Origin of the sequence: Maribacter algae, from assembly GCF_047345745.1 — a bacterium.
In the GTDB taxonomy this organism is placed as follows: domain Bacteria; phylum Bacteroidota; class Bacteroidia; order Flavobacteriales; family Flavobacteriaceae; genus Maribacter.
On sequence record NZ_JBLFES010000003.1, the window covers coordinates 559,540 to 572,444 of the forward strand.

Below are 12,905 nucleotides of genomic sequence, written 5' to 3' on the forward strand. Positions count from 1 at the left end.
ATTGGGCAAAGCATGTTTCAGTAAATAAGCTACTATGAATTTTAAATCCATAGCCTTGATTAATAGAACCTACTATAGTCCTTTCTTCCTCTTTCCTTAAACCTGGAAATATCAAACACCAAAAACAACTCAAGCGAATTGGGAAGAAATTGTTTGGCCTGTGCTCCAAAAGGCAGTCTATAGTTGAGTCCAAACTCGAATGTTTCCAAAGTAATGCTTGTTGCAAACCCAATTTCCGTAAACGAAGCTGCTTCAAAAAAGTTCAAATGCTCATTTACCCCAATACTAAAATTACCTAAGGTCACATCTTGATAAAAGTCCAATCGGGTATTGGGTCCTTGTAAGGACACTGCATTAAAGAAATAAATGTACGAGTATTCCGGTATTTTAGCCTGGCCGTATTTGTTGATGTCCAATTCATACCCTAATTGAGCCGAAACAAGCATATTTAAATTAACATTGTTCTCGCTTTGTCTTGAGGATATTTTAGGCTGATTCAAATGTTTAAAGGACAACCCCACAATCATATTTTCATCGTTATGTGCCATGATGGAAGCACCTACATCAAGAAAACCGATATTTTCCGAAGCGGTAATGGGGTCAATCGTATTGGCACTGATCTGCCCAGTAAAAATATTGAGTTGGTCCTGAAATGTGAGGTTATTAAAATCAAATCTATAATTGCTATATCCACCTGAAATACCCGGGTACAAATACCACTCGTTCGCCAATTGTAAGCGGTAGATATAACTTATTATGGCGGATGTATAGTTATATCCCGAGTTCTTCAAATTATTGTTAAACAAATCTACTCCCAATTGAAAATTATACTCATCAAAAGAAGTACTCCCAAAAGCATATTTATGTTGGGATTGATTTCCTTGAGCTTGGCTTGCGAACTCTGCCAATACACCAATCCTTGTTTTATCCTTAAAGGCATGAAAACTAGGGTTTAGAGATGCAGGCACCTTACTGAGGTTATGCACAAACTTCTCCTGGGCATTCGCCGTAAATGAAAAGCATATCAGAAATAGGAATATAGGGCTATACTTTTTAATCATTATCTTAAAATTGTGGCTTCGCCAGTTTTGGTTATTTGTTGGTTCTCTCTAGTTGTCCCGACGAATAGGTATCGGAAAGTGGTATTTTTATACGGTTTTCCATTACTATAATTTCCATCCCAACCCCAATTGACCGGAATATTTTCAAAATTGTATGAAGCACTGAATACTAACGCACCCCACATATCATATATTTCAAAAACGAACGAAGTCAATCCTGTGTATTCTCCTTGGAAATAATCGTTGATGCCGTCTGCATTTGCCGAAAAAGCAGAAGGGAACATGATGTCAAAACCATTGCCTATTTGAACTTCCTGTTGTATTTCCCTACTACAACCTTCTTCATTGAACACAGTCAAGGTTACCGTAAATACTCCCGGAAAATCATAATTATGAGTAGTTACCGTACCGTCTATTTCAGGGTCTACCCGAACTGTTGGCGAACCATCACCAAAATCCCATTCTGCATAACTATATTCGCCTTCGCTATTATTACTGAATTGAATATCCTCTCTGACCAATAACAATCCGCTTACATCAAATTCTTCAGAGCTATAAGTAAAGGACGGGGCAACAACGCTTGCAGATAATTGCGTCGTGAAACCACAACCCTGATCGTTGAGTACATTTAACAATGCACTTTCTACGGGATTTCCAATTTGTACGGAATAGGTGTTCGTACCCGTTTGTACAGATGGTACCAATCCTCCGTCATAGTAAAAACTTAAATCCCCGCCTTGACTATTGAAGATGCCTATGATAATACTGCCAGGCCCTCCTGCACATAATGATTCGTCTAAAAATGGACCGTCTACCAATTGTAGGGATTCCGCTTTATTGATCGTTATTATTTCTTGATGGAAATAAGAAGGATTGGCCTCTGTACATCCAGGCAAATTACTGGTTACCGTTAAACGAAGCCTTCCTTCTTCCAAACCGGTCAATTGCGTAATATTTTGACCTATTTGAGTATAGGTAGCACTAGGGTTATCACTTGTACCCGCAACTTCTTGTTCCCAGGTAATGGTATAAGGTCTATTACCTCCGCTTACGGTTATGGTTACGGCACCATCGTCATCGGCACCACAACTAACCGGGGTTATCATCCTATTTACCATCAAGGGTTCGTACGCTGCCCCAAAAGTAAAATCAATACTTTCCGAAGTACATCCCTTACTATCTGTCACGACTACAGAATAGGTTCCCGGAACCGCTACAAAACTAATAATGTCCTGCGCTATAAAACCATTTGGACCTGTCCAGTCATATAAATAGTACGGTTGACCATCAGAATCAATAAATGGACTACCCCCCAATAATAAGCTCGTATCCAACGAAAAATCGAAGTCGAACTCACAGGTACCCAAGGTGAAGTCTCGTACGCCTCCATAGGAAATAGGATCAAAACGGTCCATCAAGAACGTTTCCGTTACACAGGCATTGGCATCCGTTACCGTAATTACATGACTATCATTTGACAGAGCAGGAATCGTAGCCTGCATTGTCGTGAATGTTACCGCCGTAGCGCCATCAACGGAATATTCATACGGTTGTGTTCCGCCCGTTACGCTAAAGGTAAATGTCCTTGTGCCCGCCACATCAAAACACTCTGGGTCTTGGGTCACGATTTCGGTAGCACTGAAGACTTCAGGCTCGGATATCGTAATGGTTTGGCTAATGCTACATGGGTTGCCCGGGTCGCTATTTAAATCAGTTACAATAACTTCATACACTCCGGCACGTAAATTGGCAAGACTAGTGCTATTCGTCGCAAAACTGGTTCCGTTTCTGAGCCAATCGATCTGTAAAGAACTACTACCATCCGCACTGATTTGAATATTAATTTCCGCATTCGTATCGCCAGCACATTGCAATTGTTCGTTGATGACCTGCACGTTTGCAAAAGACAACTCAGATTTAGAGGCAATATTCGTAGTGAACGTGGCCGAACATCCCAACTGGTCCATCACTTCAAGCACATATACGCCAGGGGCAAGATTATTAATGTTTTCTGTGGAGAACGATGCGCCATTAGGGCCTGTCCAACTAAAATTATATGGAGCGGAGCCACCTGTTACCGTAGTGGCACCATTATTTAAACTGATGGTACCATCGTTACGACCAAAACAGGTTACATTTTCCACTACCACGGAAGCTTCATCAAACTGAAGACCAGCTGCCAAAGTCACCGGTTGGCTTTGCGCAATAGGACAAGTTGCATCTTGCACGGAAATGGTATATGTTGCCCCAGCAGTTAAGCCTGTATATGTAACACTAGGATTGTTTGAGGTCTGCACTAAAGTTGTAGTATCCGGCCTGGTCAAGGTGAATGTAAAAGGAGCTACTCCGCCGGTACTGTTCGCCGTAATTGCAGTATCACAGGTATCACCTATGGTCAAGACCAATTCCTGAGGTTCAAATACCAAGAAAGGTTCTGAAGTGACTCCACAAAATTCATTGTACACCGTTAACTGATATGCTCCTCCTGTTAAATTGGAAATACTCAAGGTAGAGGCCGTAAATCCAGGATCTCCAATTTTTGTCCATTCGTAGGTATTTGCCACGGAATTTGCCTGAGTAAGTACGTTTGAAGCGCTTACATCCGGTTCACTTCCCGTACTTACAAGAACGGTAAATGAAATACCGGGTACTTTTGCCGTCAAGATGAGCTCATTGGCATTGGTGGTAGCAATTACATCGCTTAATCTTGCTCCAGTAGCAGTATTGATTTCATCCGCCAATTGTACCACTAGTTCATCATTGGTTTCCGGCAAATTACTGGGCAAGGTCAACGTAATTTGGTGTTCATAAATAATCCCGTTGATATTGACCGTGTATGTATTGTTAAACTCGGGGTCTCCAAAAAATGAGATTGTATTTATTTGTGCTTGGGCACTGTTTCCTCCGGTAATTCTTCCGTTAGGCACTACTATACTACCGTCATTGCCTCCAAAACAACTTACCGGGGCAATGTCATTGGCAATGATAGCATTATTGTCGATTATTGGATAAGGAATAACCGTTATCAATTTCGGTGCTGTATCCTCCGTACAATTTACTCCGTTGATACTACTGGTTACTTCTCTTTTGAAATAGGTAGAAGTAGTCAACGTAGCTGGAGGCGTATAATTGGGCTGCGTTGCTCCAGAAACAACTGAATACACGACATCATCTGGAGAGGACAACCATTGGTACGTTAAAGTACCCGCCCCAGTGGCCGCTATATCTTCAATCAAAGGATTTGGCTGACTGCCTTGACAGACCGACTGGTCATCCGTAATTCTTCCCGCATCAACCGAATTCAGTGTTATGGTAATCGGATTGGTTTCTACCTCACAATCTAACGTTCCGCCAAAATAAGACCTGGTAATCGTTCTTTTGTATAGTATTGTTTGTGTAGGAATTGGAGGATTAAAAGAAGCTGTTGTAACGCCAGTATCCACCCAAACTATACCATCTGTTGAAGATAGCCATGCAAAATTCTGATCTGCAAAAGTACTTGCACCGGAAACGGTTAGCGAAGCCGGTGTATCTCCCTCACAAACGGTCTGGTCATTGGTCAAAGTTCCTGGTAGAATTTCTTCCCCTACGCCCACGGTAATGGTATTGCTGTCTTCTGAGCAGCTAATTCCATTCAATACGGAAGTAGTTGTCCTTTTGAAATAAGTTGTCGGGAAACTTCCTGCTTCCGGATCATAGAAATTGTCCACGGCATCAACGATAATGGACCATGGTCCACTTGCGCTCACCTCAGAAGAGTACCATTGGTAAGACAATACGCCAGAAGCTGTTCCATCCGCTACATTGTCCAGCAATCCGGGATCATCACCAAAACAGATATCCTGATTTCCTTGTATGGTTCCTCCTGTAACATCATTGATAATAATTTGTACCGTATTGCTAAATTTCTCCGCACCAGATAGGCAAGAAACCGCATCCACTGTGGAAGTATAACCTCTGCGATAGTATCTTGTAGCCGTTAGGGACGGAGGTGAATATGTGGCCGTAGTTGCACCAGGAATATCAACAAATGTGCTACCGTCACTGGATTCTTCCCATTGAAAACTAATATATGCCGCACCATCTATCGGATTGTCGTCCCCTAAAGTTTGAGGAGTGTCCCCGCTACAGATGGTAATATCAGATTCTATGGTATCCGCTTCCGGGACGCGAACCACCACTGAATTACTACTTACGATACATTGTTCTCCAGAGATAGCGGTGTTGATAGCATCCCTGTAATACGTTGTAGTTTGTGTTAAGCCAGCTGGTGGGTTATAATCAATATTAGTAGCCCCGGTTATTGCTATTCCGTTGGCATACCATTGATAGGTCAATGTACCATCTCCGGTAGCAGCCGTGAGTTCTTGAATCAAGCTGGGGTCTGTATTTTCACAGATAACTTCCTCATTGGTTCCTGCACCAGCATTTCCATTTGTTGTTCCAATACTTCCGGCAGTGGCATCACCGCCATTTACCACCTCAAGGACATTACTGGTAAGTGTACATATCACCCCATTTAATGTTGAAGTCGAAATTCTTCGGTAGTACACATCGGTTACTACCGGTGGTGGGTCAAAGGTTCTATTAGTAGCTCCTGAAATATCGTTAAAATTAACATTGTCAGCAGATTCTTGCCATTGATAGGTAATATCTCCCGAAGCAATCAATTGAAAATTAGTTCCCAATGCATTAGGATCTCCTCCGTTACAGATAATTGTACTTCCGGTGCCACCACCATTACCAAAAGTAATTTGATGGGTAGAAGGATTATCAAATCTATTTACAAAAAGAATTACTGCATCGGTCTCTTCGGTACAAGTAGTTCCACCTAGTTCCGCTGAAGCTACCCTTCTATAATAGGTCTCCAAATCAGCTGTTACAGGCGGTGTAAAAGTAGCTTGGTTTGCGCCGGCTATGGTACTCCATGCAATTCCATCCGAGGAATCTTGCCAAGAGTAGGTAATTGTCCCGTTGGAAATTGCATCCGCAGCGCTTGTTATTTGGGCAGCGGTATCGGTTCCACAGACCGTTTGTGTATTCGAGATGGTCCCTGCAGACAACGAAATCAAGGTTATTAGCGTTGGAGTACTGTTCGCTTCACATAAATTACCTCCTGAGTTCTGAATGACTTCCCTTCTAAAATAGGTCGATGTCAATATTCCCGTAGCAAAGCTGAGCTCCTCGCCCGTTTCTCCCGCAATGGCATTATAGGTAATATCATCTGCCGAGGCGTACCACTGAAATGTTATTCCAACTCCTGCAGCTGTAGCACCGGTAACCGTTATCGTAGCGGGAAGCTCATTCTCACAAACAATCTGGTTTGCAGAACCTGTTCCGCCGGAAATAGCTCCAGCAATATTTACAATGACCTCATTCGTATATGCATCACAAACATTTCCATTTAATGTTGTTGTATCTAGCCTTCTATATCTTGTGGTAGTAGCAAGTACCCCAGGGGTAAATGTTGTTCCTGTTTCACCGCCTATCACATTCCAAGAAGCTCCATTATCGGTTGATTCTTCCCAAGTATAGGTCAGATTTCCAACAGCTGTTGCATTGCTAAGTGTAATTATGGTATTGGGTGTTTCACCAGCACATAGCTCTTGATTATTACCAATAATCCCTGCTGTCAAAGTATTTACATTTACCGTACTTTCTGTAGAAAAGTCTGCGCAAATTGTGGCATTGTCCGTTATCGTAGTTTGCCTTCTATACCTAGTTGTTTCGGAAGGTGCAACCGCAAAGCTTAACAATGAGTTGGTTTCCCCGACCATATTGGTAAAACCTCCGGTTGTAGCAGACTGCCACTGATAGGTAATGTTGGGTCCGGCAGGAGTATCGTTTGTCACCGTGATGTTCACAGGAATATCAGCCGCACAAATTGTTTGGTCAGCACTGGCATCCCCGCCATTAATTTCCTGTAATACATTTACCGTGATTTGGTTAGTGTATTCCGAACAGGTGAAACCGTTCAATTCAACAGCATCCAACCTTCTGAATAGTGTTGTTTCCGTAAGTGCCATGGGTTGATATGAAGTTGTAGTTGCACCTCCTATAGTAGCCCAAGAAACACCATCAAAAGCTTCCCATTGATAAGAAACAGTCCCTTGCCCCGTGGCATCTACACTTGAAGTAATTATACTTGGCACCTCATTATAACATAGGGTCTCACCGCCAGTAATGGTACCTTCATTAAAATCAGTAAATGTGATGGTCGCAACGGTACTTATTCCTTCGCAACTTGCTCCGGTAACGGTAGTGACCCTTCTGAATTCAGAGACACCCGGACTTATATTGCCACTGGCATCATAAGTGCCCTGAGTGGCTCCGGCTATGTTTTCCCATGTACCCAGATTATTTTTTTGCCATTGATATGTGCCACTTTCTCCGCTATTGATAATCAGCAGCTGTAAATCCGTTATGTTACAAATATCCTGATCGGTGGCAGTGCCTCCTGCTACCGGGGAATTTACCACAATAGTCACAGGCAGTGTTTCTTCGAAACAAATAAAACCGTTAAGATTATTCGTTATTCTTCTTTTATAGGATGTGGTGGTAGTCAATGCATCTGGCTGATAAAAATTATTGGTTGCGCCGGTAATCGCTTCCCAAACACCCATATCATTTTTATACCATTGGTAATCAAATGTTCCTCCAGGTGTAGTAGCTACATCGGAGGCGGTTCCTAATTGGTCGGGAACGGTATTTGTACAGATATTTTGACCTGCACCTTCTGTAATACTCCCAGGATATATTTCATTTACGGTAATCGTTGCTACTGTACTGATTAGTGAACAGGCCACTCCGTTTACGGTAAAATTCGTAATTCTTCTATATCTACTGACACCATTGGGAAAAGTAGCGTTATCTATAATCAATATCTCAGTATTTGAACTTGGAATCGATGTCCAGGTTCCACTTTGATTCTCTTGCCACTCAAAAGTTCTGGATTGTGTAACATTAGCACCTGTTACACTAATATTCTGGACATCTCCAACGGTACAAACCTCTTGATTGACACCCGTACCACCGCTCAACTCCGTAAAATTTAAAGTGGCCAATATTTGATTGTCCGTGAATGCATTGATATTATTGGCATTACCGTCCAAAACATATTTTAGAGTTCCATCTGTTACGGTAGAACTAGGTATCAACTGTATACGCACGTTCTCAATGGTAACTACATCTAAAGAAGTTTGAGCACTTGTCGTTACGGTAACTTCCAATCTTGAAGGATTTCCGCCTGCTTGAGCCACACTTATCGCTGTAATATCCGTACCCGTTTCCGTTACCGTAGTCGCATTGATGGTGAAATTTGAAGGAGCCTCAATGAAAAACGTATAAGTCCCTGAAGCAAAATCCGTATTTGCGCTTTCTGTCAAGACCAAATCGCCAAGGTTCAGTTCAGCTTGGGGTAAATCCGTACCACAGGTTTCAAAATCGGTATTTTGTAAAGAATTGGTTACTTGTGCTATACCTGAAAAGAAACAGAAATAAAAGAGAATTGAAAAAAATAATTTTAGTGTAGTGTTTTTCATAATTACCAAAACGTTTAGGGGACTTAACACCATATTGATTTCTTCTTGAAAGTAGGAATTTACCTATAACGAAAAGTTAAGTACAGTATTGCATTTCATCGGATATATTTTTGTTAATCGAGGTTTGAAGATGTTGTGGATTCTTCCTAAACCAATTTTGGGAGACTGGAAATAAGATGGAGATTTTATTTTTAATTTTTATTTTACCCCGCCCGGAATTACAAAAAATCAATTCCGCCCTTCCCTAAGAAAAAGTAAATTCGAAAACTCCAAGGCAGAGCCATTGGAGAATTATTTGGATGAAAAAACTATACTTATTTGAAGTAAAACTGTAAAGTTCATACAGCGTTATAATTGTTTTCTTTCTTTAAAATTGAGGTATGGTAATTAAATATTTAGAGCTTTTTAGAGGCGACATAATGATATAACTACTGAGGTGTTAACTTCGTGAAAACTAAAAAACCATCACTTTCGGTGATGGTTTTGTGGAGAATACCGGAGTCGAACCGGTGACCTCTTGCCTGCCAGTCCGAAATTCCAAAATACATCTAAAACTAGAATAACACGCTATGTATTGATTTACAGTTTCTTACCTCTATTTTCATAAGATTTGTGACCATTTGACACCAAATGAAATCAAATAAAACTGTGCACAAACTGTGCATTTTTATTCCTAACTTGGAGTAGTTTAAGTGATGAAAATGGCTAAAGTTAAACTCATATTAGATACTCGAAAATCATCGAAAAATACAATTTCTAAATTGTATCCGATTGCATTACGAGTATTCCATACTAAGCCAAGAATAATTAGATTACCATATGAGACTTCAAAAAATGGATGGGATGTAAATTCATTCTGTCTGAAACGCTCTGTTCTTGTAAATAAAAGTATTGACTGCTCAAAAGTCAACCAAATTCTATATGACAAACTTCATGTTGCGCGAAGCTTGATAAATGAACTTGGTGATGCTATTCAACATATAGACATTGATACTTTGGTAACAGAAATCAAAGATAAATGGGAGGAACAGATAAGTCCATCACTTAAAGGTAAACTGTCAAACGGATTAACTCTAAAAGTTTGGGGTCAAGTCATTGTTGACAGAAAACTAAAAACAAACAAACCAAGCTCAGCCGAATGGTATCTCAATGGGATAAAAGCTTTCGTAAAATTCAATAACAATCAAGATTTAAGATTGGACCAATTGAATGTAAGTATGCTCAAAGATTTTCAAATAGAAAAAGAATCAAAAGGCTTAAAACCAAACAGCATAAGTTCAGTTTTAAGAGCTATCAGAGCAATATACAACGCTGCTATCAATGAAGATAGAATTGAAGTAGTCAAGAACCCTTTCCATCGTTACAAGATTCCATCTTCAAATCAAACAAAGAAGAGAGCGATTTCTAAAGAAGACTTCCTAAACATTCGCAAATTAAAGTATGAAAAGAACTCTGCGCTGTGGCATACGAAAAACTATGCGCTGATAATGTTTAATTGTAGAGGAATGAATTTAATAGACTTGGTAAAGCTCAAAAAGTCAAATGTACGTGAGGATAGAATATTCTATGGAAGAAGTAAAACTGGTGACCCATTATCAGTAAAATTCACTCCTGAGCTAAAGGAGATTTTAGCCCATTATTTAATAGATAAATCAGATGATGATTTTCTATTTCCTGCGAATTACGATGGCAGTACAGCTAAATACGAGAAGTATAAAACCATAAGAAGACGAGTAAACGAAAGACTCAAAATTATTGCATTAGACTCAGGAATTCAACAACATTTTACGACCTATGCTATTCGTCATTCTTGGGCGACTATCGCAAAATTTATGGGAATATCGACTGCAATAATAAGTGAAGGTTTGGGGCATAGTTCCTTAAAAACTACTGAAATTTACTTGAAACGTTTTGATAATACCACTTTGGATGAAGCTAACGAACGCATCGTTGCTTAGTAGAATCATCCCAAATCTTACCATAACTTATCTGCGCATGGTTCCTGTTTCGATTTCATAGTGTTCCGATAGATAAGCGTTAAGTGAAATCGAAATAGGGCGCATCTACTCATCTTGTTTTAAGTTCCAATTTTCCTTTGCAACCATCGGGAGCAAAGCAAGATTGTCATGACAATGACACATCTTGAATTCCCTTTTTTACGTAAAAATTTGCCGTAGAATCGGGGCTGCGCAGGTTTGTTACGAAAAAACAAGGGAGAAATAAAAACAGTAAATTTTTAATGCATTGATTTTCAATATATTAAAATAAACAACATCGCTTTAGCGTGTTATCCTCTTGCTTCTTCCGAACTTTTCCAAAACCAAGCTAAAATTGATGATATATCAATAATACAAAAAGCCTTGATTGGAATTCTTTGCAACTTATCTTGACAACTTTAACTAATTAATACAGTCCTGTAAAAGTCCGATTAATGAAACTACCTAAAGAGACCATGAACAGGATTCACATAAAACGGGTTTAATTAGCATCTTCTAAATCCTAAAACAAGCCTCTTAAGATGGACTCTTTTCACCGCATAGACTCTATAACCTAAATTGAAATGTTTATTGAGATTAGGGAATTAACCCTTCTTAGGTTCACAGTTATTCTTATGTATGTTTCTTTTATCTATCTCCCAAAGTCATCTCGCACTCGAATTATATCATTTTCATCAGACGGATTGTCGGGATTGCTATGCTGCCATATTTCGGCAACAATGCCCCATTCATCTGTTCCAATCAATCTGTGCCTTTCTCCCTGAAATAATTCTATTTTATCATTCTCACTTAGTTCTCGTACCTGACCTTCAACATCATTAGAACTTGTGACAACATTGACTTTACCTTTTATAACACGCCAAACTTCCGATCTTCTTAAATGATATTGCCAACTCAATCTTTGTTCCGGAGCCACAAATAAAACTTTTGGGCTCCATGGCTGATTCGGTCTCATCTTGCCTAGTAGTTCAGGAAAAAAAACTTCAACAAAATTCGAAAGAGATGATTCATCAATTACATAGAAACCTCCCCACGGTCTAGAAAAGTCAGAGCTTTTCAAATTTATATGATGGGTATCGAGAAAATTATCAATCCATCTTTTATGTTCTTCGCGTAATTCCATATAACACTTTAAAATTATATTCTTAATACAAAAATTGTAGTTCATTATCCAATACAAGACTTGCAAATTCGGATGCCGCCCGCATAACATTTTTATAAGCATACTTTATTGCGATATCCATATCAGTAATGCCTTTCGAAACAGCAGTGAAATAAGTTAGCCCAAGTTGTTTTTTTGCTTTTTCTGATAACGCAACGGTTCCACATAATGCAGCCACGGGAATGCCCTTTTCATTTGCCGATTTAATTACCCCTGCTATTGTTTTTCCAGCAATGGTTTGGTCGTCTAATTTACCTTCTCCGGTTATTATCCAATCGGCATCTTTTATGGCGTCATCAAAATTAGCAATGTCCTTTATAAGGTCAATTCCTCTAATCAGACGACCGTTCAAGAAAATAAGCGCACCTGCGCCTAATCCACCAGCTGCACCTGCACCTTCGATTTTCTGTACATTGATCGAATATTGCTCAAAAAGAACCTTGGCATAATTTCTAAGCCCTTGATCTAGAACTTCAATCTGTGCTTTGTTCGCTCCTTTTTGTTCCGCATAAACTTGAGCTGCTCCGTTTTTTCCATAAAGTGGATTGGTAACGTCACAAGAAACCTTGACAATTACATTGTTCAATTTGGGGTTGACGTTGGATGCATCTATTTTTTTGATGTACATAAGATTACTACCTATGGGTTGGAGTATGTTGTCATCACTATCTAAAAAACGAAATCCTAAAGCATGGGCCATTCCCATTCCACCATCATTCGTGGCACTGCCGCCTATCCCTAAGATTAGTTCTTTTGCACCTTTAGCCAGCGCATCAACAATAAGCTCTCCCGTTCCCAAAGAAGTGGCACTCATACAGTTTCTTTCGTCTTCTTTAAGTAATTTCAGACCCGAAGCTTCAGCCATCTCAATAAAAGCGGTTTTGGTCGCTTTGGAAAAGAGATAGGAAGCTTCTCTAGGTCTAAAAAAGGGGTCGCTAATGGTTAATTTGACACTTTTTGCTTTTAAATATTCTTTTATTACCTGGATAGTGCCATCTCCTCCATCCGCTAAAGGAAGTTTAATAATTTCCGCGTTAGGCAAGACCATCCTTAAACCTTCTTCAGTCGCATCACAAAATTCGTGACCTGTTAGGGATCCTTTAAATTTATCAGGAGCAATAACTATTTTCATTTTTTGTACAGA

At 39.8% G+C, this 12,905-nt stretch carries 5 protein-coding genes; 1 reads left to right on the top strand and 4 read right to left on the bottom strand.

From position 1 onward, the window contains the following. Positions 1 to 59 precede the first annotated feature (59 nt). Both ACKWBX_RS14060 and ACKWBX_RS14065 read right to left on the bottom strand, forming a co-directional pair. Positions 60 to 1,061, bottom strand: coding sequence for a PorP/SprF family type IX secretion system membrane protein (locus tag ACKWBX_RS14060; protein WP_413969340.1), 1,002 nt, complete (start codon positions 1,059 to 1,061; stop codon positions 60 to 62). Then, positions 1,061 to 8,602, bottom strand: a complete 7,542-nt coding sequence (locus tag ACKWBX_RS14065) for a PKD domain-containing protein (protein ID WP_413969341.1) — start codon at positions 8,600 to 8,602, stop codon at positions 1,061 to 1,063. Before ACKWBX_RS14065 ends, ACKWBX_RS14060 begins: the two co-directional genes overlap by 1 nt. A 701-nt stretch (positions 8,603 to 9,303) precedes the next feature. On the opposite strand from ACKWBX_RS14065, the gene ACKWBX_RS14070 reads away from it, so the two are divergent. Continuing rightward, positions 9,304 to 10,560, top strand: a complete 1,257-nt coding sequence (locus ACKWBX_RS14070) for a tyrosine-type recombinase/integrase (RefSeq protein WP_413969342.1) — start codon at positions 9,304 to 9,306, stop codon at positions 10,558 to 10,560. Between the two features lie 670 nt (positions 10,561 to 11,230). Here the strand turns inward: ACKWBX_RS14070 and ACKWBX_RS14075 are convergent. Further along, positions 11,231 to 11,722 carry a cupin domain-containing protein gene (locus ACKWBX_RS14075; RefSeq protein WP_413969343.1) on the bottom strand — a complete coding sequence of 164 codons (492 nt, stop codon included), beginning with the start codon at positions 11,720 to 11,722 and terminating at the stop codon, positions 11,231 to 11,233. A gap of 22 nt (positions 11,723 to 11,744) precedes the next feature. Further along, positions 11,745 to 12,893 (bottom strand): glycerate kinase, encoded by a 1,149-nt coding sequence (locus ACKWBX_RS14080; protein ID WP_413969344.1) that lies wholly within the window; start codon positions 12,891 to 12,893, stop codon positions 11,745 to 11,747. Positions 12,894 to 12,905: the final 12 nt, after the last annotated feature.